This is a genomic window from Plantibacter sp. MMLR14_011 (assembly GCF_001865025.1).
Lineage (GTDB): Bacteria > Actinomycetota > Actinomycetes > Actinomycetales > Microbacteriaceae > Plantibacter > Plantibacter flavus_A.
This window is the reverse complement of record NZ_MJGW01000001.1, coordinates 233612-254683: the sequence shown is the minus strand read 5'-3', so window position 1 is coordinate 254683 and position 21072 is coordinate 233612. Positions and strand designations below refer to the sequence as shown.

The 21072-nt window shown below is 69.1% G+C and carries 24 protein-coding genes and 1 tRNA gene; 8 read left to right on the top strand and 17 right to left on the bottom strand.

Annotated features, from left to right (window positions below; all coding sequences use genetic code 11):
- The first annotated feature begins 75 nt into the window (after nt 1-75).
- The 3 genes from BIU99_RS01285 to BIU99_RS01275 all read left to right on the top strand — a co-directional run bounded on the left by BIU99_RS01285 (nt 76) and on the right by BIU99_RS01275 (nt 3279).
- Complete coding sequence (locus BIU99_RS01285) at nt 76-756, top strand: ABC transporter ATP-binding protein (protein WP_064294539.1); 681 nt, start codon at nt 76-78, stop codon at nt 754-756.
- A gap of 256 nt (nt 757-1012) precedes the next feature.
- On the top strand, nt 1013-2770 hold the full coding sequence (locus tag BIU99_RS01280) for an MDR family MFS transporter (RefSeq protein ID WP_083397116.1): 1758 nt from the start codon (nt 1013-1015) through the stop codon (nt 2768-2770).
- 17 nt (nt 2771-2787) lie between these two features.
- A complete protein-coding gene (locus BIU99_RS01275; protein ID WP_158596512.1) occupies nt 2788-3279 on the top strand; it encodes a MarR family winged helix-turn-helix transcriptional regulator in 492 nt (163 codons plus the stop codon).
- A 75-nt stretch (nt 3280-3354) separates the two neighbouring features.
- On the opposite strand, the gene BIU99_RS01270 is transcribed toward BIU99_RS01275, so the two are convergent.
- A complete protein-coding gene (locus BIU99_RS01270) occupies nt 3355-4194 on the bottom strand; it encodes an NAD(P)-dependent oxidoreductase (RefSeq protein WP_071258765.1) in 840 nt (279 codons plus the stop codon).
- A 150-nt stretch (nt 4195-4344) separates the two neighbouring features.
- Between BIU99_RS01270 and BIU99_RS01265 the strand changes: the two genes are divergently transcribed.
- Complete coding sequence (locus BIU99_RS01265) at nt 4345-4563, top strand: thioredoxin (protein WP_254773543.1); 219 nt, start codon at nt 4345-4347, stop codon at nt 4561-4563.
- Nucleotides 4564-4609: 46 nt separating this feature from the next.
- On the opposite strand, the gene BIU99_RS01260 is transcribed toward BIU99_RS01265, so the two are convergent.
- The 4 genes from BIU99_RS01260 to BIU99_RS01245 are packed head-to-tail and all read right to left on the bottom strand — an operon-like array spanning nt 4610 to nt 8608.
- Complete coding sequence (locus BIU99_RS01260) at nt 4610-5644, bottom strand: sugar phosphate isomerase/epimerase (RefSeq protein ID WP_064294543.1); 1035 nt, start codon at nt 5642-5644, stop codon at nt 4610-4612.
- Entirely contained in the window at nt 5641-6759 is a 1119-nt protein-coding gene (locus BIU99_RS01255) for a Gfo/Idh/MocA family protein (RefSeq protein ID WP_071259291.1), read from the bottom strand. Before BIU99_RS01255 ends, BIU99_RS01260 begins: the two co-directional genes overlap by 4 nt.
- Nucleotides 6756-7865 carry a Gfo/Idh/MocA family protein gene (locus tag BIU99_RS01250; RefSeq protein ID WP_071258759.1) on the bottom strand — a complete coding sequence of 370 codons (1110 nt, stop codon included), beginning with the start codon at nt 7863-7865 and terminating at the stop codon, nt 6756-6758. The genes BIU99_RS01255 and BIU99_RS01250 overlap by 4 nt, the downstream gene beginning before the upstream one ends.
- On the bottom strand, nt 7862-8608 hold the full coding sequence (locus tag BIU99_RS01245) for a sugar phosphate isomerase/epimerase (protein ID WP_071258757.1): 747 nt from the start codon (nt 8606-8608) through the stop codon (nt 7862-7864). Before BIU99_RS01245 ends, BIU99_RS01250 begins: the two co-directional genes overlap by 4 nt.
- Nucleotides 8609-8762: 154 nt before the next feature.
- Between BIU99_RS01245 and BIU99_RS01240 the strand changes: the two genes are divergently transcribed.
- Both BIU99_RS01240 and BIU99_RS01235 read left to right on the top strand, forming a co-directional pair.
- A complete protein-coding gene (locus BIU99_RS01240) occupies nt 8763-9425 on the top strand; it encodes a YqaJ viral recombinase family protein (protein WP_071258755.1) in 663 nt (220 codons plus the stop codon).
- A gap of 42 nt (nt 9426-9467) precedes the next feature.
- Entirely contained in the window at nt 9468-10694 is a 1227-nt protein-coding gene (locus BIU99_RS01235) for an ROK family transcriptional regulator (RefSeq protein WP_071258753.1), read from the top strand.
- On the opposite strand, the gene BIU99_RS01230 is transcribed toward BIU99_RS01235, so the two are convergent.
- On the bottom strand, nt 10661-11434 hold the full coding sequence (locus BIU99_RS01230) for a DUF998 domain-containing protein (RefSeq protein WP_071258751.1): 774 nt from the start codon (nt 11432-11434) through the stop codon (nt 10661-10663). The two genes, BIU99_RS01235 and BIU99_RS01230, sit on opposite strands and share 34 nt — an antisense overlap.
- Nucleotides 11431-12060 carry a Pr6Pr family membrane protein gene (locus BIU99_RS19840; protein WP_064294549.1) on the bottom strand — a complete coding sequence of 210 codons (630 nt, stop codon included), beginning with the start codon at nt 12058-12060 and terminating at the stop codon, nt 11431-11433. The genes BIU99_RS01230 and BIU99_RS19840 overlap by 4 nt, the downstream gene beginning before the upstream one ends.
- 301 nt (nt 12061-12361) lie before the next feature.
- Here BIU99_RS19840 and BIU99_RS01220 point away from each other — a divergent pair, with 301 nt between their 5' ends.
- The gene (locus BIU99_RS01220) at nt 12362-13318 is read left to right on the top strand and encodes an NADP-dependent oxidoreductase (RefSeq protein ID WP_139205323.1); all 957 of its coding nucleotides are present in this window, start codon (nt 12362-12364) and stop codon (nt 13316-13318) included.
- Nucleotides 13319-13394: 76 nt separating this feature from the next.
- Here the strand turns inward: BIU99_RS01220 and BIU99_RS20390 are convergent, their stop codons facing one another.
- The 9 genes from BIU99_RS20390 to BIU99_RS01180 form a co-directional block, all read right to left on the bottom strand.
- Complete coding sequence (locus BIU99_RS20390) at nt 13395-13601, bottom strand: GNAT family N-acetyltransferase (protein WP_371263732.1); 207 nt, start codon at nt 13599-13601, stop codon at nt 13395-13397.
- A 12-nt stretch (nt 13602-13613) separates the two neighbouring features.
- Nucleotides 13614-13952: a hypothetical protein gene (locus BIU99_RS20385; RefSeq protein ID WP_371263731.1), complete on the bottom strand. Its 339-nt coding sequence runs from the start codon at nt 13950-13952 to the stop codon at nt 13614-13616.
- 79 nt (nt 13953-14031) lie between these two features.
- Complete coding sequence (rplA, locus tag BIU99_RS01210) at nt 14032-14721, bottom strand: 50S ribosomal protein L1 (RefSeq protein WP_064294552.1); 690 nt, start codon at nt 14719-14721, stop codon at nt 14032-14034.
- A gap of 114 nt (nt 14722-14835) precedes the next feature.
- Nucleotides 14836-15267: a 50S ribosomal protein L11 gene (gene rplK / locus BIU99_RS01205; RefSeq protein ID WP_056014074.1), complete on the bottom strand. Its 432-nt coding sequence runs from the start codon at nt 15265-15267 to the stop codon at nt 14836-14838.
- A gap of 93 nt (nt 15268-15360) precedes the next feature.
- Nucleotides 15361-16317 carry a transcription termination/antitermination protein NusG gene (nusG, locus tag BIU99_RS01200; protein ID WP_071258750.1) on the bottom strand — a complete coding sequence of 319 codons (957 nt, stop codon included), beginning with the start codon at nt 16315-16317 and terminating at the stop codon, nt 15361-15363.
- A 139-nt stretch (nt 16318-16456) separates the two neighbouring features.
- Nucleotides 16457-16729: a preprotein translocase subunit SecE gene (gene secE, locus BIU99_RS01195; RefSeq protein WP_056014068.1), complete on the bottom strand. Its 273-nt coding sequence runs from the start codon at nt 16727-16729 to the stop codon at nt 16457-16459.
- A gap of 41 nt (nt 16730-16770) precedes the next feature.
- A tRNA-Trp gene (locus tag BIU99_RS01190) sits at nt 16771-16843 on the bottom strand.
- 173 nt (nt 16844-17016) lie between these two features.
- The gene (locus BIU99_RS01185; RefSeq protein WP_071258749.1) at nt 17017-18372 is read right to left on the bottom strand and encodes a signal peptidase I; all 1356 of its coding nucleotides are present in this window, start codon (nt 18370-18372) and stop codon (nt 17017-17019) included.
- 81 nt (nt 18373-18453) lie between these two features.
- The gene (locus BIU99_RS01180) at nt 18454-19053 is read right to left on the bottom strand and encodes a hypothetical protein (protein WP_071258747.1); all 600 of its coding nucleotides are present in this window, start codon (nt 19051-19053) and stop codon (nt 18454-18456) included.
- Nucleotides 19054-19193: 140 nt separating this feature from the next.
- Here BIU99_RS01180 and BIU99_RS01175 point away from each other — a divergent pair, with 140 nt between their 5' ends.
- On the top strand, nt 19194-19754 hold the full coding sequence (locus tag BIU99_RS01175) for a DUF805 domain-containing protein (protein WP_083397114.1): 561 nt from the start codon (nt 19194-19196) through the stop codon (nt 19752-19754).
- On the opposite strand, the gene BIU99_RS01170 is transcribed toward BIU99_RS01175, so the two are convergent.
- Nucleotides 19729-20997, bottom strand: a complete 1269-nt coding sequence (locus BIU99_RS01170; protein WP_064294555.1) for a low temperature requirement protein A — start codon at nt 20995-20997, stop codon at nt 19729-19731. The genes BIU99_RS01175 and BIU99_RS01170 overlap by 26 nt on opposite strands.
- Nucleotides 20998-21072 lie beyond the last annotated feature (75 nt).

The following is a 21072-nucleotide window of genomic DNA, read 5'->3' as shown; positions in this document are numbered from 1 at the left end:
CCGCCGGGTGGCCGTCTCCCCCGCGACCACCCGGCGGTCCGACTTCTCACTCCGACCAGCAGAACGAAGGACCCCATGTACACGATCACCGGCCTCACCAAGCAGTACCGCCAGGCGAAGCGCTCCGTCACGGCGCTCGACGGCGTCGACCTCGAGATCCCCGATGGACAGCTCGTCGCCATCCAGGGCCCGACCGGCGGCGGCAAGTCGACGCTCCTCCAGATGCTCGGCGCACTGGACCGACCGACCGCCGGCAGCATCTCCCTCGCCGGCGACGACCTCTCGACGCTCAGCGAGACGAAGCTCGGCAGGATCCGCGCCACGGAGATCGGCTTCGTGTTCCAAGGATTCAACCTCATCCCGACGCTCACAGCACAGGAGAACGTCGAGATGGCCCTGGTCCCGATCGGCACCCCGCGGGCCGAACGCGAGACCAGGGCTCGCGCGGCGCTCGCGTCCGTCGGACTCGCCGAGCGGGGTTCACACCTCCCCGCCGAGCTGTCCGGTGGGCAGCAGCAGCGGGTCGCGATCGCCCGTGCGCTCGTCAAGGAGCCTGAGGTGCTGCTCGCCGACGAACCGACCGGCAACCTCGACGAGGAGACCCGCGACGAGATCATGGACCTCCTCGAGGGCCTGTGGCGGGACCGCGGGCTCACCGTCGTGGTGGTGACGCACGACACCGCGGTCGCCAAGCGCGCCGAGCGTCGTCTGCACATCGCGAACGGGAAGCTCAAGGACGTCACGACTCGGCGCTGACCGGCGCCTCGGCAGGCTCGGGGAGCGGCTCCCATCCGCTCCCCGAGCCGCCCACCCCGGTCCCTGAGCCACCCCCGCCCCGGTCCCTGAGCCTGTCGAATTGCCACGGGAATACGCCGTCACCGTGATTGGTTGACACTGATCAACTACTTCTCATATAGTTGACGCATATCAACTAGCTGACGTCATCACGATCGCGGAGCCCATGTCACACACCACCTCAACACCCGCCACGCCCGCTCGCGCGGACAACGGCATGACGCATCGCCAGGTGCTCGAGGCCCTCTCCGGCCTCCTCCTCGGCATGTTCGTGTCGATCCTCGCCGGCACCGTCGTCTCGACCTCCCTCCCCCGGATCATCGCCGACCTGAACGGCGACCAGACGGCCTTCACCTGGGTCGTCACGGCCACCCTCCTCGCCACCACCGTCTCGACGCCCATCTGGGGCAAGTTCGCCGACCTCTTCAACCGCAAGCTGCTCATCCAGCTGGCGCTCGGGATCTTCGTCCTCGGCTCGGCGCTCGCGGGCTTCTCGCAGGACACCGGCACGCTCATCGGCTTCCGCGTCCTGCAGGGCCTCGGCGCCGGTGGTCTCACGGCGCTCAGCCAGATCATCATGGCCGACATCATCAGCCCGCGTGAGCGTGGCCGGTACATGGGCCTCTTCGGTGCGGTCATGGCGGTCGGCACGGTCGGCGGCCCGCTCTTCGGCGGCCTCCTCACCGACTCGCTCGGCTGGCGCTGGAACTTCTTCGTCGGCGTCCCCTTCGCGATCGCCGCGATCTTCCTCCTGCAGCGCACGCTCCACCTCCCGAAGCGGAACGTCGGCAAGGTCAAGATCGACTACCTGGGCGCCGCCCTCATCGCCGGCGGCGTCTCGCTGCTGCTCATCTGGGTCACCCTGGCCGGGACGCAGTTCGAGTGGGCGAGCTTCACGACGCTCGTCATGGTGGGCATCTCCGTCCTCCTGCTCGCCGCGGCGGTCATCGTCGAGATCAAGGTCGACGAGCCGATCATCCCGATGTCGCTGTTCAAGAACCGCACCTTCACCCTCGCGGTCGTCGCGAGCATCTCGGTGGGTGTGGCGATGTTCGGCACCTCGGTGTTCCTCAGCCAGTACATGCAGCTGGCGCGTGGAGCGACGCCGACGGAGTCGGGCCTGCTGACGCTCCCGATGATCGGCGGCCTCCTGATCGCCTCCATCGTGGTCGGGCAGTTCATCTCGCGCTTCGGCCACTGGAAGCCGTACCTCATCGTCGGCTCGATCCTCCTCACCGTCGGCCTGTTCCTCATGAGCACGATCCACTACGACACGAACTACCTGCTCGTCTCGGTGTTCATGTTCATCCTGGGCGCCGGCGTCGGCATGGTGATGCAGAACCTCGTGCTCGTGGTCCAGAACGACGTCCTGCCGCAGCAGCTGGGTACGGCGAGCGCGGGTGTCGCGTTCTTCCGCAGCCTCGGCGGCACGATCGGCGTCTCGGTCATGGGCTCCGTGCTCGCGACGAAGGTCACCGACATGCTGGCCGACCGCCAGGCCGACCTGCAGGCGGCCATCGTCGCCCTCGGGGCACCCGGCGCCAAGATCGCCGAGACGCTCTCGAGCGGCACGATCCCGAAGGTGGGCACGCTGCCCGAGTCGGTGCGGACCATCATCGAATCGGTCTACGGTGACGCGGTGGCCGACATCTTCCTCGTCGCCGCACCACTCGCGATCCTGACGATCATCGCCGTGATCTTCCTGCCGAACAAGAAGCTCGGGTCGAAGAACGCCGTGCAGCGCATGGCCGAGCAGCGTTCCGGGGAGCCCGCCCTCGTCGGCGCGGCCACCGGGTCCGTCGCGACGGCCACCGGGTCCACGTCGACCCAGTCGTTCGCGACCGGTGCGCTCGACGTGGCCGAGGCCATGATCGGTGGCGAGGCGGACACCCGACTCGAGCGAGGACGGGACGAGACCGCCGACACCGACGGCGGCACGGAGACCGAGGCACACAGCCCCCGCCACGGCCGCTAGTCCGTACAATGCGAACGATGTCCATCGATCACGACGCCCAGGCCGGGCCGGCCGCTGCCGACGACGCAGCGGCCGGCACCGCGCACGACCTCGCGATCGGTGCCGTGGAGGAGCAGTTCGCGCTCCTCGTCAACCGCATCCGCAACGGTATCCGCGACCGGGCCGAGCGGATCTCCCCCGGACTCCAGCCGGCCGGCTACAAGTTGCTCAGCATGGTCTCGCGCTCCGGAGCGATCCGCGCCGGTGCCCTGGCCGAGATGCTCGCGACCGACAAGAGCGCGGTGAGTCGCCTCATCCACCAACTGGAGACGCTCGGCCTCGTCACGAGGACGCCGGACCCCGAGGACGGCCGTGCGAGCCTCGTCGTCGCGACCGCCGAGGGCGAGCGCCGGATGGAGTCGACACGGGCCAACGACCAGGCGATGCTCTACCAGCAGCTGTCGTCCTGGGACGAGGCCGAGGTGCGGCGGCTCGCCGAACTCCTCGCGAAGCTCAACGGCGCCCTCTGAAGTCCCTTTCTCAGGAGTCCGCCGGAGCGCCGGGCTCGCGAGCGAGCGACGCGCCGAGGAACTCCTGAGAACGGGTCAGCGCCAGGTGTGCTTCGGGTCGTACCCGAGGACCTGGCGGGCGTGGTCGATCGAGAGCAGGGTGCCGTTGCCGGCGATGTCGCCGGTGACGGGGACGTCCGGGAAGACCTCTGCGACGAGCTCGACGTTGTCGCGCGACATGACCGTGTCGGCAGCCGCGATGATGAACCGGTCGAACCCCGTGGCCTGGTGCTCGAGCGCGAGTCGCACGGCCTGGGCGCCGTCGCGGCCGTCGATGTAGCCCCAGAGGTTCCACTTGCGGAGGGTGGCGTCGGCGTCGAACGACGGGAACGCCGCGTAGTCGGCCTCGTCCATCACGTTGGAGAAGCGGAGGGCGATGATCTTGAGCTCGGGGTGCCACCGCGTGAGCTCGATCGCCAGCTGCTCCTCGAGGTGCTTCGACAGCGAGTAGGTCGACTCGGGTCGGGCGGCGTAGGCCTCGTCGACGGGGATGTAGGGGGGCGGGGTGTCGAACGGCAGCCCCAGCACGGTCTCGCTCGACGCCGTGACGATGTTCGTGATGCCGGCCTTGATGGCGGCGTTGAACACGTTGTAGGTGCTGAGGATGTTGTTCTGGAAGGTCGCGGTGTTCGTCGAGAGCCCCGGCGCAGGGATGGCGCTCAGGTGGACGACCGCGTCGAACCCGTCCGGCGCCTGCTCGTCGACACCGGTGAGGGCGTCGAACACCTGGCCCGCGTCACGCAGGTCGATGCGGACGAAGCCGTCACCGCGCTCTCCCGCCTGGTCGAGGTTGATCACCAGGTGACCGTGTTCCCGAAGATGGCCGACCACTGTTCGCCCGAGCTTGCCCGAGCCTCCCGTCACTGCGATTCTCATGACGCCATCCTGGTCCATCCGACGAGGAATGGGTGGGCGATTGACAACTCACCCAGGAACCGGCGGTCGCGGCGGAATGGCGGACCGTCGGCTCGCGTTGGACGAGATGTGAAGCTCACCCTGTACACCTCAGCGTTCTGCGCCCCCTGCATGCAGGCTCGCGCAGTCCTGGCCGAGGTCCCGGCACTCGTGGCCGGAGCCGTCGTCGAGGAGCGCGACGTCGCCTTCCGTCCGGCGGAGGCGGAGGCCGACGGCATCCGTTCCACCCCGACGGTCATCATCACGGCCGACGACGGCACCGAGGTGTTCCGCGCGACCGGGGCACCCACGCTCAACCAGGTGCTCGTGGCGGCGGCGAAGGCGTTGTAGCCCTTCGACAGGCTCAGGGACCGGAGAAGCGGTTCAGGGACCGGGGCTACTGGGTGCTGAACGCCGCGTCGAAGGACTGCTCGGGCAACTTCCAGAGCAGGTTCCGGATGTACCCGACGGCCTCCTCGGCTCCGTGCAGGCGGTCCATGCCGGCGTCCTCCCACTCGATGGAGATCGGCCCGGCGTAGCCGATGCTCGAGAGGGCACGGAAGGCGTCCTCCCACGGCACGTCGCCGTGACCGGTCGACACGAAGTCCCAGCCGCGTCGCGGGTCGCCCCATGGCAGGTGCGAGCCGACGATGCCGGCATGACCGGTGGCCGGCCGGATCCGGGTGTCCTTACAGTCGACGTGGTAGATCCGGTTCGCGAACTCGACGATGAACCCCACCGGGTCGACGCCCTGCCACATCATGTGCGACGGGTCCCAGTTGAAACCGAACGCCGGGCGGTGGTCGATCGCCTCGAGGGTGCGGACACTCGTCCAGTAGTCGTAGGCGATCTCGGACGGGTGCACCTCGTGGGCGAAGCGGACCCCTTCGGCGTCGAAGACGTCGAGGATCGGGTTCCAGCGGGTGGCGAAGTCCTCGTACCCGGCGTCGATGACGGAGGCCGGTACCGGCGGGAACATCGCGGAGTACTGCCAGATCTTCGACCCGGTGAAGCCGACGACCGTGTCGACGCCCAGCTTGCGGGCGACCCGCGCGGAGCGCTTCATGTCCTCGGCCGCGCGCTGACGCACCCCCTCCGCGTCGCCGTCGCCCCAGGTGTAGTCGCGGACGATCGCCTGATGGCGGAAGTCGATCGGGTCGTCGCACACGGCCTGGCCGGTGAGGTGGTTCGAGATCGCGAAGACCTCGAGGCCGTGCCGGTCGAGGATGTCGAGGCGGGACTGCAGGTAGGCGTCGTCCTCATCCGCGCGCTTGAGGTCGAGGTGGTCGCCCGAGGCCGCGATCTCGAGGCCGTCATAGCCCCAGGAGGCGGCGAGGCGGGCGACCTCCTCGAAGGGGAGATCCGCCCACTGTCCGGTGAACAGGGTCACCGGGAGGCGGCTCGCGTACTGCTTGTCGGTGGTGTCGGTCATGCGGTGATCCTCTGCTCGTCGTCGGTGGAGGTGGCGATCGCTTCCCAGCGACCGGTGTCGGCCGCGTCCAGGACGGCCTCGGTGATGCGCGCGGTTCGGAGTCCGTCCGCGAAGACGGGCAGACCGTCCGGCGACTGTCCGGCCATCGCCGCGTAACTGTCGGCCACGAAGGCGTTGAAGGCGTCCTGGTAACCCATCGGGTGCCCCGAGGGGACGATGGACAGGCGTGCGGCGTCCGGGTGCAACTGGTCGGCGTCGCGAGGCAGCACCTGCGTCCCCGACCGACGGCCGAGCCAGAGCGTCTCCGGCGCTTCCTGGTCGAAACCGATGCTGAGTTCCGTCCCGGCGACCTCGAGGTGCAGTCGGTTCTTCCGACCGGGCGCGACCTGCGAGACGAGCAGCGTGCCGATGGCGCCGCCCTCGAGCCGGATGACGACCGCGGCCGCGTCCTCGGTCGTGACCTCCGGGGTGTTCGCGCGTTCGGCGAAGAAGGTGCGGACCGTCGAACTCAGCTCGGTGATGTGCGCGCCGGTGATGAACTCCAGGAGGTCGACGAGGTGGGAACCGATGTCGGCGAAGGCGCGCGAACGGCCCCCGGCCGCCGCGTCGACCCGCCAGTTGTCGTCGGCCTGCGCGAGCAACCAGTCCTGGAGGTACGACCCGCTGATCGTGAGCAGGGTCCCGAGGTCGCCCGCGGCGACACGCGCGCGGGCCTCCCGGACGAGCGGGTGGAAGCGGTAGACGAACGGCACCGTGCCGACGACACCGGCCTCGGCTGCGGCGGTGACGAGACGCTCGGCGGTCGCGGCGTCGGTCGCGAGGGGTTTCTCACAGACCACGTGCTTGCCGGCCGCGATGGCCGCGAGTGCCTGCTCGGCGTGGAGCGCGTTCGGCGTGCACACGTGCACCACGTCGACCGACGGGTCGGCCAGCAGCTCGTCGAGCGAGCCGTACCCGCGCTCGAACCCGAGGTTCACGGCGACCTCCCGCGAGCGTTCGGGCGTCGAGGCGACGACACCGACCAGCCGGGCACCCGCCGCGCGGGCCGCCCGGCTGTGGACGGTGGCCATGAAGCCACCGCCCACCACCGCGATACCGGGACCGGCCACGGTCATGCTCCGAAGGTGCCGTCCGCCGGCGTCCACGACTCGGGGAGCGCGGGAGCGAGCTCCACGGTGCTGACGACGTCGACCGAGGTGCGGCTCAGGCCCGACTCGGCCGTCGAGACCATGACGTCGAGCACGTGGTAGGCGAGCTCACCGGAGGCACGCTCGGGACGACCGGCGCGGATCGCCTGCGCGAGCTCGACCACACCGGTTCCGCGGCCCTGCGTCGGACCGGTCGACGGGATCGACTCGGGTTCCTCGCCACCGCCGTAGACGAGCAGGTCACCCTCGAAGGTGTTCGGGTCGGGGACGACGAGCGTGCCGGTCGAGCCGGCGACCTCGAACTGCGTGCGACCGAGCTTGGAGTCGAAGCTGAAGACGCTCTGCGCGAGCTGGCCGCTCTCGAACTCGAAGAGGGCGCTCACGTGCGTCGGCACCGTCACGTCGAACGACTCACCCGCGCGCGGGCCGGATCCGATCGTCCGCTGCGGGAAGGCCTGTGAGGCGAGAGCGGTGACGCGGGCGATCGGCCCGAACAGCTGCACGAGCGCCGTGATGTAGTACGGGCCGATGTCGAAGAGCGGACCGGCGCCGTCCTGGAACAGGAAGTCGGGGTTCGGGTGCCACGACTCCGGGCCGGGGCTCTGCATGAGGGTCAGCGCGGTGAGGGGCTGGCCGATGCCACCGGCCTCGACGAGTCGGCGGGCGGACTGGATGCCGGCGCCGAGGAAGGTGTCCGGTGCCGTGGCGACGCGGAGCCCCTTCTCCTTCGCGGCGGCCAGCAGGGCCTGCCCGCTCTCACGGTCGAGCGCGAAGGGCTTCTCGCTCCACACGTGCTTGCCTGCGTCGAGGATCTGCATGGCGACCTCGACGTGGACCTTCGGGATGGTCAGGTTGACGACGATCTCGATCTCGGGGTCGGCCAGGAGTTCGGCGACCGAGCCGTGGCCGGGCACCCCGTACTTCTCGGCCTGCGTCTTCGCCCGCTCGAGGTCGAGGTCCGCGACGAACCGGACGTCGAGGTCGGGGAAGGTCACCAGGTTGCCGAGGTACTGGTCGCTGATGACGCCGGCGCCGATGAGGCCGACACCGACCGTTCCGGTGCTGTTGCTCATGCCTGGACTCCGTTCGTGGTGAGGTAGGTGAAGCTCTGCTCGAGCCCCTGGAAGATGTCGCCGTCGAACGCGTCGAACTCGACGACGCGCAGGGCCTGCGGTGCCGCGGCGAGGATGTCGAGCACCGGGACGGCCCCGGCACCCGCGGGCAGCTGCTTCAGCGTGTCGCGGGAGGCGTCGCCGTCCTTGACGTGGATGAAGCGCACGCGATCACCGATCGCGCCGAGGACGTCGACCGCGCGGCGTCCACCGACCTCGACCCAGTAGGTGTCGACCTCGAACACGACGGCCGGGTCGGTGAGTGCGGCGAGGTGCTCGAGCGGGCTGGTGCCCGCGACGTCGCCCTCGAGCTCCCACCAGTGGTTGTGGTATCCCACCTGGACCCCGTGACCGGCGGCGACCGCCGCCGCGGCGTTCAGCTCGTCGGCGATCGACGCGACCGTCTCTGCCGTGGCGAAGCGCTCTTCGGCGATGGCGGGGTCGATGAGGACCTGTACGCCCTGCTCAGCAGCGGCGCCGAAGGCCGCCGACAGATCGATGCCCTCGGCGATGACCTTGCCGTGCGCGCTCGGGGTGGCGAGGCCGGCATCGTGGATGTCCTGCAGGCTGACGCCGGGACCGAAGCCGAACGGCTCGGCCTGACGGAAGCCGATCTCGGTCAGGCGCTGCAGCGCTGCGGCACGATCCGCGGTGAGCGGCTCCCGTACCGAGTAGAGCTGGACAGAGAGTTGGGAAGTCGACACGATGCTCCTCAATGATGATGGTGTCAGGCAGCCGCTGCTGCGAGATCCAGGCTAACCACACTTCTGTCGGTGGTCAAACAAAAGTCTCCCACCGGTCGCCACTCCCCCGGCGACGAATACCGCAGGAGTCGGAAGCGTGGGGGACAATGGAGAGGTGAACTCAGCTCTGCTCTCCCGGATCGTCGCTGACTCCAGCGACCGCATCTCATGGCTGCGGGCTCGTTCGCGCGGGATCACCGCGACCGACGTCGCCACCCTCTCGACCCCGGCCTCGATCCAGCGGGCGGCCGACGCGAAGCTCGGCGGGACGGGCTTCTCCGGCAACGCCTTCACCGACCACGGCCGCGCCCGCGAGCCGGAGATCGCCCGGTGGGTCGCCGCGACGCACGGGATCAACCCCTCCTCGGCGCTCTTCCGGGCCGAGGTCGAACACCGCCACCTCGCCACCCCCGACGGCATCGCCGTGACCGAGCGCGGGGCCGTCGTGCTCGCGGAGATCAAGACCACGACGAAGTCCTGGCGCTCGATCCCCCGCAACTACCTGCGTCAGGTGTGGTGGCAGCAGTACGTGATCGGCGCGGAGCGGACGCTCGTGGTCTGGGAGGAGCACAAGGACTTCGTCCCCGTCGACGACGAACCGCTCTGTCGGTGGGTCGAGCGCGACGACACCGAGATCGCGAAGCTGGTCGGCCTCGCGAACACGCTCATCGACGAGCTGTACCACCGCACCAATCCGGCCGCCCGGCGCCCGGTCCTCCCGGAGCCCGCGCCCGTCGCTCGGCCGCTCCGGGAACCCCTGGTGAGCCTCGACTTCTGACGACAAGTCGACAGAAGTCGACCGAGGTGGTTGACTGTGGCCATGACCGAGCCGCTACGCCCCTCCCCCGGAGCACCGGGCGCCGGCGACCTCTTCCAACTCTTCCGCGGCGGTGAGGCGCGCACGAAGTCGGAGTTGTGCGCCCTGACCGGCCTGGCCCGCTCCACCGTCTCCCTCCGGATCGACGCCCTCGTGGCCGCTGACCTGCTCCGTCCCGCTGGAGAGGCAGCCTCCTCGGGTGGTCGCCCGCCCGCACGGATCGCGTTCAACCCGCTCGCGCGCGTCGTCGTCGCCGTCGACCTGGGGGCGACGCACGGGACGGTGGCCGTCACCGACCTGGCCGGAGCGATCCTCGCGACGAGCCGCGCGGAGCTGCAGATCGCCGCAGGACCCGAGCCCGTCCTCGACTGGGTGGTCGAAGCGGCGTCGGCCCTGCTGGCTGCTCCGCAGACGTGGGCCACACCCCAGCCGGTCGCTCCCCCGGTCATCGGGATCGGGATCGGCCTGCCGGGACCGGTCGAGCACTCCACCGGACGGCCGACCAACCCGCCGATCATGCCGGGCTGGGACCGCTTCGACGTCCCCGCCTACATCCGCCGGACCCTCGACGTCCCGGTCCTCGTCGACAACGACGTCAACGTCCTCGCCCTCGGGGAGCACGCGATCTCCTGGCCGGACACCGACGACCTCGTCTACGTGAAGGTGTCCACGGGGATCGGTGCCGGCATCATCGCGGGTGGCGAACTGCAGCGCGGCGCACTCGGTGCGGCCGGCGACATCGGGCATGTGCAGGTCCCCGTCGGACGGGACTCCCCGCGCGCAGCCGACGACGACCGCGACCTCGAGGCCATCGCGAGCGGGCCGGCGATCGCCACCGAGCTCCGCGCCCACGGGATCGACGCCATGAGCAGTCGCGACGTCGCAGCGCTCATCCGCGCGGGCGACCGGACGGCCATCGAGACCACCCGGCAGGCCGGCCGGGAGATCGGTGAGGTGCTCAGTGTCGTGGTGAACCTCCTGAACCCCTCGGTGATCGTGCTCGGTGGGACGATGACGCGTGCCGGCGAACATCTCCTCACCGGCGTCCGCGAAGTGGTCTACCGTCGATCGATGCCGCTCGCCACCGGGCACCTCGGCATCGTCACCTCGACGGCCGGCGAGGAGGCCGGGGTCTTGGGAGCGGCGATCATGGTGCTGCGCGACGCCCTGTCCGCACCCGCGATCGACGCGATGACTCAGCCTCGGGCGCTCGACGCCGCATCGACCTGACGCGCGTCCTCCACGGCGGAACCAGGACGTCCGACGTCGTCCGCCCTCCCGACGGCGAGCACCTCCGCCAGGCCGTATCCGACGAGCCAGAACAGGGCGATCGTCATCGCCGCGAACTCCAACCAGCTCCCGACCTGCTGCCCCACCTCGGCGAGCGAGAGGAGGCCGCCGAGCCCCGCGATCACCGCGACGGCTGACCCCGCGAACCAGGACAGCCGCCGGACGGCGCGCAACCGCGATCCGAGGGCCGACCCGATCATCGCCAGGCAGGCGAGCGCGAAGCCCAGCACCGCGAAGGAGATGTGCACCGCGTCCTGGAGCGTGAACAGCGGGTTCGACGGGATCGGGCACTCGTAGGTACAGGTCACCCGGGACGCCACGAGGAAGCACAGGCTCGACAGTCCGAGGAGCAGCCAGGGGACGAGCAGCAGTCCGACCCTCGTTCGGCGCTGACCGGGCTCGCGGGACGGCAGGACTCGCTGCAGCGCTCCGGCGATGCTGAGACCACCGATCGCGACCATGAGCAGCGCCGCGTTGAAGACCGGAGCCGTCACCTCGCCGGTGGCGCCGAGGCCGCTCACGTAGCTGTTCTTCCCGAGACTGAGACGCGCGGCCCAGATCATGACCGTGGCGACCACGACGAGCACGCCACCGATGATCGCGAACGCGAGGGCGACGGACCGGCGACGGCGGACCGCCGAGGAGCGAAGGACCCGCTGGTCCGATGTGGCTCCCGTCATCCGCGGATGAGCCTCGTCCGGCTCAACGCGATGACGGCGCAGCCCATCAGGCCGATGAACCCGGCGATGGCGATCATGTAGACGACGACGGCTCCCCAGCCGCCGGGCTGAGCCGGGTTGAGGAACGGGTACGGGTACCAGCCGACGATCGATCCGCGGATCATCGTGTAGACGGTCCAGACGAGCGGGAACGCGATGATCGCCCACACCTGACGCCATTCCAGGCGGGACTTGCCGGGCGTCACGATCCAGACGAGCACCAGGTAGATCGGTGCGATGAGGTGCAGCACCTCGTTCGACCAGCCGAGGGTGTGCCCCTGGTCGAGGGCGATGCCGCGGAGCAGCAGATTGTAGACGACGCCGGTGGTCGCCATGTAGGTCACGACGCAGCCGAGGACCAGGTTGTACCAGGCGGGATCGCGTCGCAGCCGGAAGCAGTACCCGGCGCCGACCAACAGGACGATCGCACTCAGCGCGTTCGACAGGATCGTGAAGTAGCTGAAGAAGTTGACGAAGAAGTCGTCGGGCGCATCACCGAAGGACAGGGTGTAGACGAACTGGCCGACGATGGCGGCGATGATCACCCCACCCGCGATGATCCTGATGACTCCGAACAGTGCGCGCATTGCGCCACTGTATCGGAAGCACGCTCCCGACGATCGGGCGACAGCCGGGCCGCCTTGTCCCCCGAAGAGAGGGAATCGTTTCCAGCCAATTGACACCCCCGTAACAGCGCCGACTCATTCGACGGCTTTGATGAGAACAGAGCCGGACCACGCACCGGAGCGAGACTCGTCGCCGAGCCGACCTCCGCCGGGTGGAGCTTTCGGGGGATGAACGACGAAGGAGTACTCGATGCGTCAAGGAGTCGGACACTCCTGGTCTCTGGCGACAACCGCGGACGCGGTGAAGCCGGCACCGGAGACCATGCGAGCCGCGGTGATCGACGCCGTCGGCAGCCCTGAGGTCCTCCGGATGGAGACCGTACCGACACCGCGTCCGGTCATGGCGGAGTTCCTCGTGAAGGTCGTCGCGGCCGGCGTGAACCCGGTCGACGCCAAGACCCGCGCGGGCCGGGGCGTCTCCTCCGCCATCACGACGATGCCGGCCGTCCTCGGGTACGACTTCAGCGGCATCGTGGTCGAATCGCCCTTCGCTGCGGCCGGCCTCCTGCCCGGCGACGAGGTCTACGGCATGACGAGTTTCCCGCGGACGGGCGGCAGCTACGCCGAGTACGTCACGGTGTCCTCCCTGAGCCTGACGCGGAAGCCGACGACCCTGTCGCACGTCGAGGCAGCCGGGGTCCCCCTCGCCGCACTGACCGCGTGGGGCATGGTCGTCGACGTCGCGAAGGCGCACGAGGGGCAACGCATCCTCGTCCACGCCGGGAGCGGCGGTGTCGGGCACTTCGCCGTGCAGTTCGCCACCTACTTCGGCGCGCGGGTGATCGCCACCGGCTCCGGTCGGAACGTCGGTTGGCTGCGCGAACTCGGCGCTCATCAGGCGGTCGACCACGAGTTGCACCGGTTCGAGGACGTCGTCGACCAGGTCGACGTCGTGATCGACCTCGTGGGCAACACCGTGGAGGACACGGGGTCGCGTTCCCTGCGGGTCCTCCGCCCCGGCGGGCTCATCATCAACGCGCCGACCGGCTCCTGGCCGACACTCGAGGAGGAGGCCCGGGCCGCGGGCGTCCGCGCGACGCGGTTCACCGTGGCACCCGACGGTGCCACGCTCGACACCATCAGCAGGCTGCTGGAGTCCGGGGACGTCCGGGTGTTCGTCGACCAGGTGTTCGACCTGGACGCCGTCCGGCAGGCCCACGTGCTCCTCGAGGGCGGACACTCACGCGGCAAGATCGTCCTCAAGGTCGCCGACGGCTAGGTTGCCGCCCTTCGACCAGCTCAGGGACCGGTTGGGGGCGCTCAGGGACCAGCGACAGGACCCCGCCCCACCCCGGTCACTGAGCCTGTCGAAGTGCGCCCCCGAAGACCTGCTCCATGACGAAGTCGTCGTGCCGTTCGGGTCCGACGAGGAACGTCTTCGTCCCCACGACCGTGAACCCGCTCTTGTCGTAGAACCGGATCGCCCTGGCGTTCTGCTGGTTCACCCCGAGCCACACCGACGTCACCCCTCGGGACCGGGCGTCGTCGAGGGTCGCCTCCATGAGCGTGCGCGCTCAGCCGGCACCGTGGCTCGCGGGGAGCACGTACAGCTTGCTGAGTTCCGCCGTCGGGCGGTGCGTGACCGCAGCGAGCACGTCGGCGTCCACCGGATCGCCGAAGACGAGCATCGTGTAGCCGATGGCCGTGCCGTCATCGTCGTCGACGAGGAGCCGGAGCGCGCGTCCGGGATCGGCCAGGTAGCCGGTGAACCGGTCGAAGGTGAAGTGCTCGGCGATGAACGCGTCGATGTGCTCCTGCGCGGTGCCGGGCGGGCAGGCGAGGGCGAAGGTCGCTGCGGCGAGCGTGGCGAGGGTGGCGGCGTCATCGGCCGTTGCGGTGCGGGTGGAGACCATCCCTGCATCGTACGACGCCACCCCGTCGGACGACGAAGGCCCGGTCGCGTGACGCGACCGGGCCTTCGTGCCGGTGAGACTAGATGGAGTTGACGTCCAGCGGGATGCCGGGGCCGAACGTGGTCGACACGGCGCCCTTCTGGATGTAACGACCCTTCGAGGAGGACGGCTTGAGGCGGAGGATCTCCTCGAGCGCGGCGTTGATGTTCTCCTCGAGCTGCGAAGCGTCGAACGAGGCCTTGCCGACGACGAAGTGCACGTTGGAGTGCTTGTCGACGCGGAACTCGATCTTGCCGCCCTTGATGTCGGACACGGCCTTGGCCACGTCCGGCGTCACGGTGCCGGTCTTGGGGTTCGGCATGAGGCCACGGGGACCGAGGACCTTACCGAGACGACCGACCTTGCCCATGAGCTCCGGGGTGGAGACCGCGGAGTCGAACGAGGTGTAGCCCTCGGCGACCTTCGCGATGAGCTCGTCGCCGCCGACCTCGTCAGCACCGGCCGCGATCGCGGCTTCTGCTGCCGGGCCCGTCGCGAAGACGATGACGCGGGCGGTCTTGCCCGTGCCGTGCGGGAGGATGACCGTGCCGCGGACCATCTGGTCAGCCTTGCGCGGGTCGACACCGAGCTTGAGGGCGACCTCGACGGTGCTGTTGAACTTGGCGGAACCGGTCTCCTTGGCGAGGGCGACGGCCTCGTTCGGGGTGTAGTACTTGTCAGCCTCGATCTTCTCGGCTGCGGCCCGGTAGGCCTTCGACTTCTGTGCCATGTGCGTTCTCCTATGAGAAATGTGGTCATCTGCGCCTGGCCGGCGCTGCCACGAGTGAAAAAGAAAGGTGCGAGGGTGTGGCCTGGACGGCTCACCCCGTGCGGGTCGGGAGGACTAGCCCTCGACCGTGATGCCCATGGAGCGGGCGGTGCCGGCGATGATCTTCGCGGCTGCGTCGATGTCGTTCGAGTTCAGGTCGGGAGCCTTCTGCTCGGCGATCTGACGGACCTGCTCCTTGGTGAGCTTCGCGACCTTGACGGTGTGCGGGGTACCGGAGCCCTTGGCGACGCCGGCGGCCTTCTTGATGAGCTCCGCTGCGGGCGGGGTCTTCAGGATGAAGGTGAACGAACGGTCCTCGTAGACGGTGATCTCGACGGGGATGACGTTGCCGCGCTGCGACTCGGTGGCCGCGTTGTACGCCTTGCAGAACTCCATGATGTTGACGCCGTGCTGACCAAGGGCGGGGCCGATGGGGGGAGCAGGGTTTGCGGCGCCGGCCTGGATCTGCAGCTTGATGAGACCCGTGACCTTCTTCTTCGGTGCCATGTTTCTTCCTTCTTCTGGGGTTCGAGCGCCATCGGATGATGTGCGCTCTCCCGCGCGCCCGTCGGGCGGCGGTGGACTGTGGAGCCGTGTGGCTTAGAGCTTGGTGACCTGGTCGAAGCTGAGCTCGACCGGCGTCTCGCGCTCGAAGAGGGAGACGAGCACCGTGAGCTTGCCGCTCTCGGGCTTGATCTCGCTGATGGAGCCGGGGAGACCCGCGAACGAGCCTTCCTTGATCGTGATGGTCTCGCCGATCTCGAAGTCGACCTCGGCGGGGATGACACGCTGCTGCGTGGCGCTGCCCTTGGTGCCGGAGCCCTTGACGGGCGCGGTCTCCTTGACCTCGACGAGCGACTTCAACATGTTGAAGGACTCCTCGAAGCGGAGCGGCGTGGGGTTGTGCGCGTTGCCGACGAAGCCGGTCACGCCAGGCGTGTGGCGGACGACCGACCAGCTGTCCTCGTTGAGGTCCATGCGGACGAGCACGTAGCCGGGGATGCGGACGCGGGTGACCATCTTGCGCTGGCCGTTCTTGATCTCGACCACGTCTTCCATGGGGACCTCGACCTGGTAGATGTAGTCCGCGACCTCGAGCGTCGACTTGCGCTGCTCGATGTTGGCCTTCACCTTGCGCTCGAAACCGGCGTAGGAGTGGATGACGTACCACTTGCCCGGCAGGAAGCGGAGTTCCTTGCGGAACGCGTCGTAGGGGTCCTCCTCGGACTCCTCGGCGGGCTCGGCGTCGGTGGGGTCGGCCTCTTCTTCGGCGATGGCCTCTGCTGCGGCTTCGACCTCGGCGGCCTCGTCGAGCTCGAGGGCGTCGTCGACGACGGCGTCGGCCTCGGGGTCGACGGCCTCGGCCATCGCGTCGAGCATGGCGTCGAGGTCGACCTCGGTGTCGCCGGTCTCCTCGACGTGGACGGCGTTGTGCTCAGCGGGGTCGACGGAGTGCTCGTCGGCCGAGAGCACGTTGCCCTCCTGGGCCTCGTCGTCCTCCGAGGACTGCTCGGCAGCGGTTGCCCAGTCGACGTCGTTCGAGTTTCGCTCAGACACTGATTTCCATTCCGTTTCTGTTGTGCGGATCGAGGGTGATCCCCGACCGCGGCGCCGGATCCTGGCGCGTGACGACTGCGTCGCCGTCTGTGATTGTGGAACCCGGGTACCGGGCCGGAGCACCGGAACCTGAGCGGAACTAGCTCGCGGTACCGAACACCAGCGTGACGACCCAGGCGAAGACGAAGTCGATGCCGTAGACGAGCGCCATCATGATGCAGACGAAGATGAGCACCACAGCCGTGTAGCTGAGGAGTTCCTTCCGCGTCGGCGTGACGACCTTCTTGAGTTCCGCGAAGACCTGCTTCAGGAACAGGACGATGCCCGAGAAGAAGCCGCGCCGTTCGGCACGGTCCGCCTTCGCCTTGACGACGACGTCCTCGCCGGGCGTGTCGGTACTCTTCGGGGCCACTCGTTACACCTTTCGTGTGCCGGTGCATACGCACCGACTCGCAGGGCGGACAGGACTTGAACCTGCAACCTGCGGTTTTGGAGACCGCTGCTCTACCAATTGAGCCACCGCCCTTCAGTGCTGACGCACCGGAGGGGTCGAAGCTACCCTGACCTCCTGTGCGTTGCCTCACCACACGGGTGAAAACAGGCGCAGAAAATCATGGCAGATTTCAACTACCTCCATCCAGTGTACGGCACGGTCGCCCGGCTGTAAAACCGGCGTCGGCATGCGCGCGGCCGCACGCCTCACGGGCGCCCGACCGCTGCGTGCTCGGCAGCTTCCTCGGCCGACAGCACCCGCGAGTGGACCCCGACGCCGTCGAGATCTCCGGCGAACCAGGCGGAGGACGGCGCGCCAGGCCAGGTGGACGCGATCGTGTCGTGGCCGATGCGCCAATACCCCCGGTAGCTCTGCAGGACCGTATTCGAGTTCGTTCCGACCAGTGCGCCGTCGAGGTAGAGACGCATCCCTTCCGTGGTCGACATGGTCGCCATGACGTGGTGCCACCGTCCGTCCGTGACCGCGTCCGGCGTCACGATCGTCTGCGGCGAACCGCTCCACGTTCCGAAGACGAGACGGCCGTTCCGATCGACATAGAGGTGACGGTCGTGGGAGGTGGATGCGACGGTCTGCGCGTTCCCGAATCCGATGAGCTTCCCCTGCGGCTCCGTGGTCCGGAACCAGGTCTCGAGTGTGAAGGTCGTCTGCTGCGGCAGCTGCGGCATGGTGACGACCTGGCCGGCCTGGCCGTCGAGCCGGACGAACGGACTGTCACCGCAGCTGCCGCCGATGCGCTCCGCCGTGCCGGACAACTGGGCGATGCCGCTGCCGCTGCCGGAGTTGACGACCGCGATTCCGTCGGCCTCGCTGAAATCCAGTCGGAACTCGGGCGAGCCCAACGGCTGCCCGAGGCACGAGAAGGAACCCGCGCCGAGGCGGTTGTCGGCAGCACCGGCGAAGCCCTGCCAGCTCGCCCCAGCGGTCGGCAGCACCGACACGATGGCCAGGACCCCCGCCAGGGCGGCGCCGCCGATCGGGGCGACCCGACGCACTCGACCGATCGGCGCGGTGGCGTCGCGATCCTCGACGAGGTACCGCCGCGTGGCTGCGATCGCCCCGAGGGTCGCCGCCGCGAGCGCCGCGGAGAGCGCCAGGGGAACCCAGGCACCCTCGTTCGCCCAGACGACGGGAAGGCCGATGTACGGGACTCGGAGGACGCCGACGCCGCGAACGGCTTCGTCCTGGACGAGCTGTCGATCCGGTTGCCGGTTCGCGTCACCCTTGAGGCGGAGCCCCTCCGCCTCCCGCTCGACGACGCGGTGCAGGAGCAGCGCGTCGTCCTCGCCCGGATCGTCGACGAGGACCACCTGTCCTGCCGCGGCGTCGGAGCCGTCGATCGGCATCGAGACGACGACGTCGCCCGTCAGGACGCGCGGCTCCATGGAACCTGATGCCACGGTGGTCGGAATCCACCCGACGAGCTTCGGCACGGCCGCCCACGCCAGGAGGCACAGCGCGAGCAACGCGAGGACGCGCGCACCGAGGGCGACGACCACGATGCCGGACGACACGATGTGCCGGCGTGCGGATGACGGTTCCATGAGAGCTCCCGGAGGGACGAGGCGGACGGGGACGTGCGGGCCAGGGTGCTCCCGTCAGCGAGACGGGAGCACCGGCATCGACTAGGAGGTGCGACCCTCCCACACGAGGTCGACACCTGCGGAGCCGCCCTGGACGGTGTTCGGGGCGTCCGCGGACAGGGTGTACGAGACCTTGAAAACCCGCTCCTCGCCGCCACCGACGGAGGCCCACGAGCCGAGTCCGGACGCGTGGTCGACCGCAGTGGTCGCGAGGCCGGCGAGCGTGCCGCTGTAGACGGACGCGTCCGAGGTCGCGGGGACGAAGTCCTCGCAGGACCCGTAGCCGCCGCCGGCGCCCTGGACGATCTCGAGCTGGAGGTACTGGTCGAGGTCCTGCGTCTGTGCCGCGTTGTCCGCGTACAGACGGATGTCGGAGGACAGCGAACCGTCCGAGGTGACGGCGATGCAGTTCACGCCGGTCGAGCCGGGCTGCAGGTCGTCCGCGGCGAACATCGCGGCGCCGGAGTCGTCATCGCTCAGCGCGATCGCTCCGGCACTCCAGGCGTTGCCGGAGTTGTCGGTCGACGAGGTGAAGGCGGCGTAGGAGGCGGTCGAGACGATGACGCCGCTCGCCAGGACGGCGACGGGCAGTGCGGCCCAGCGGACGAGGCGGCGGGATCGAGGGGACAGGGCGGTGGTCATGGCGGTTCTCCAGGGTCGGGGCCGAAATCGGCACGTGTTGTACAACTAATATTCCATATGTTGCTCTGAAATACAACATGTGCTGGCGATGTCGGTAGGGTGGACGCACGAATGCACGACGACTCGACCCAGGGGGACCGATGAGCAGCGCAGACGAACACGCAGTGACCGCGAAGGCGGAGGAGACGAATCGTGAGGACGATCGCCGGATCCCGGCCCGGTTTGCGGATGACAGCCCGCTCCCGGGCGCCGGCCCGATCCAGGCGTTCCTCCGCTTCTGGAAGCGGTATCCGATCTTCACCGGGCGGGCCAGCCGGAGCGAGTTCTGGTGGTGGGTGGTCGTCCACGCCGTCATCGTCACCGCACTCCTGGTGATCGGACGCGGTGTCGACGTCGCGACCGGGGTGACGGCCGGTTTCTGGGAGGGTCAGGTCACCCAAGGCCCCGCATGGGGTGTCCAGAGCATCCTGTCCGGGATCTGGGGTCTCGCGACGATCATCCCGGGGCTGTCGCTGAACGCACGCCGCATGCACGACACGGACCACAGCGGCTGGTGGCAGCTCATCAACCTGGTCCCGATCTTCGGGTGGTTCTTCTTCATCTGGCTCGCGGCGCAGCCGAGTGACCGGGGCGGTGCCCGCTACGACACGGGGCCGCACCGCGAGGGCACCCAGATCAAGCCTGGCGACGCTCCGCAGTGACCCGCCGGTCCGGGAGGACCGTGTCGGCGATCGCGGCGAGGACGAGCACGCCGGTGCAGAGACACCCGAGGACGAGTTCCCCGAGCTGCGGCAGGAGGAACGCGGCGACCGCGCAGCCCGCGAGCATCGCGAGGCCGATGACCGGCGCGAGGGGTACGGCGCGGTCGACGACGAACCGGAACAGCGACAGCCCGAGCAGGTAGAGGACCGGGCCGCCGAGGATGACGACGCCCCCGGCGAGTTCGACGGCATCGGCGGGTCGGTCGAGGATCTCCTTGTCCCCCACCGAGACGAGCACGATCCCGGCGACGACCACGACGTGGGCGTAGCTGTATCCATCGCGCGCGATGCGTCCGAGGCGTCCCGGCCCGCGTCGTCCGGAACGACCCTCGTCACCGTCGGCGCGGTCGGCCTCCTCCTCGGCGGCCTCGACCGCTCGGCGTCCCGCCGCCTCCGTGCGGTGGAAGTACAGCCACCACAGCGCGACCGCGGAGACGAAGGCGCTCAGCATCCCGACGACGGCGTCGACCGACGTCTCGAGCTCGACGAACGCGAACCCGGTGACGAGCAGGGACTCACCGATCGCGATGATGATGAAGAGCGACGCCCGCTCGGAGAGGTGCGCACCGGAGAGCTCCCAGCTCTCGACCTCCGAGCGCCGCACCCCCGGCAGTCGGAATCCGAGGGCCCCGCCGCCGTACTCGACGGCGACGGCGCAGATCCAGAACGCCAGTTGCCAGTCGGCCGGCACCAGCGCGCCGGCGATCCAGAAGACGGCGGCGAACGCGGTCCAGACGAGGACGCGTGCGAAACTCAGGGCCACGTCCCGGTCGTGCCGCCAGGTCGCCACGACCATGAACAGCGTCCGGACGAGCTGGAGCACGACGTAGGCGACGGCGAACGCCAGCGCGCGATCGGTGAACGACGCCGACACCGACACCGCCGCGACGAACGCCAACAGGCCGAAGCCGATGAGCGCGAGTCGCACCGCGAGCCGTTCCGGGTCGAGCCAGTTCGTCACCCAGCTCGTGGACACCCACGACCACCAGAGCGCCAGGATGAGGACGATCGACTCGAGCGCGGCGGTGACGCTCTGGTCGTCGGCGATGAGCTTGCTCAGCTGGGTGAGCGCGAAGACGAAGACGAGGTCGAAGAACAACTCGACGAAGGTGACGCGCTCGGCGCGTTCGCCGGACTCCGGGCGACGGAGATCGGAGACGAGGCCGAATCTGGGGGCGGACATCTTCGTATCCTGGCAGGGATCCCGGTGCCGACGCCTCCCCCTCGGATTCGTCGACACCGGGTCGTGCTCGTCGCG

What these genes read in the sequence shown, in the direction of transcription:
- BIU99_RS01285 (WP_064294539.1), top strand. Translation starts at nt 76, where the DNA reads ATGTACACGATCACCGGCCTCACCAAGCAGTACCGCCAGGCGAAGCGC.
- BIU99_RS01280 (WP_083397116.1), top strand. Translation starts at nt 1,013, where the DNA reads ATGACGCATCGCCAGGTGCTCGAGGCCCTCTCCGGCCTCCTCCTCGGC.
- BIU99_RS01275 (WP_158596512.1), top strand. Translation starts at nt 2,788, where the DNA reads ATGTCCATCGATCACGACGCCCAGGCCGGGCCGGCCGCTGCCGACGAC.
- BIU99_RS01270 (WP_071258765.1), bottom strand. Translation starts at nt 4,194, where the DNA reads ATGAGAATCGCAGTGACGGGAGGCTCGGGCAAGCTCGGGCGAACAGTG.
- BIU99_RS01265 (WP_254773543.1), top strand. Translation starts at nt 4,345, where the DNA reads ATGCAGGCTCGCGCAGTCCTGGCCGAGGTCCCGGCACTCGTGGCCGGA.
- BIU99_RS01260 (WP_064294543.1), bottom strand. Translation starts at nt 5,644, where the DNA reads ATGACCGACACCACCGACAAGCAGTACGCGAGCCGCCTCCCGGTGACC.
- BIU99_RS01255 (WP_071259291.1), bottom strand. Translation starts at nt 6,759, where the DNA reads ATGACCGTGGCCGGTCCCGGTATCGCGGTGGTGGGCGGTGGCTTCATG.
- BIU99_RS01250 (WP_071258759.1), bottom strand. Translation starts at nt 7,865, where the DNA reads ATGAGCAACAGCACCGGAACGGTCGGTGTCGGCCTCATCGGCGCCGGC.
- BIU99_RS01235 (WP_071258753.1), top strand. Translation starts at nt 9,468, where the DNA reads ATGACCGAGCCGCTACGCCCCTCCCCCGGAGCACCGGGCGCCGGCGAC.
- BIU99_RS01230 (WP_071258751.1), bottom strand. Translation starts at nt 11,434, where the DNA reads ATGACGGGAGCCACATCGGACCAGCGGGTCCTTCGCTCCTCGGCGGTC.
- BIU99_RS19840 (WP_064294549.1), bottom strand. Translation starts at nt 12,060, where the DNA reads ATGCGCGCACTGTTCGGAGTCATCAGGATCATCGCGGGTGGGGTGATC.
- BIU99_RS01220 (WP_139205323.1), top strand. Translation starts at nt 12,362, where the DNA reads ATGCGAGCCGCGGTGATCGACGCCGTCGGCAGCCCTGAGGTCCTCCGG.
- BIU99_RS20390 (WP_371263732.1), bottom strand. Translation starts at nt 13,601, where the DNA reads ATGGAGGCGACCCTCGACGACGCCCGGTCCCGAGGGGTGACGTCGGTG.
- BIU99_RS20385 (WP_371263731.1), bottom strand. Translation starts at nt 13,952, where the DNA reads ATGGTCTCCACCCGCACCGCAACGGCCGATGACGCCGCCACCCTCGCC.
- rplA (WP_064294552.1), bottom strand. Translation starts at nt 14,721, where the DNA reads ATGGCACAGAAGTCGAAGGCCTACCGGGCCGCAGCCGAGAAGATCGAG.
- rplK (WP_056014074.1), bottom strand. Translation starts at nt 15,267, where the DNA reads ATGGCACCGAAGAAGAAGGTCACGGGTCTCATCAAGCTGCAGATCCAG.
- BIU99_RS01185 (WP_071258749.1), bottom strand. Translation starts at nt 18,372, where the DNA reads ATGGAACCGTCATCCGCACGCCGGCACATCGTGTCGTCCGGCATCGTG.
- BIU99_RS01180 (WP_071258747.1), bottom strand. Translation starts at nt 19,053, where the DNA reads ATGACCACCGCCCTGTCCCCTCGATCCCGCCGCCTCGTCCGCTGGGCC.
- BIU99_RS01175 (WP_083397114.1), top strand. Translation starts at nt 19,194, where the DNA reads ATGAGCAGCGCAGACGAACACGCAGTGACCGCGAAGGCGGAGGAGACG.
- BIU99_RS01170 (WP_064294555.1), bottom strand. Translation starts at nt 20,997, where the DNA reads ATGTCCGCCCCCAGATTCGGCCTCGTCTCCGATCTCCGTCGCCCGGAG.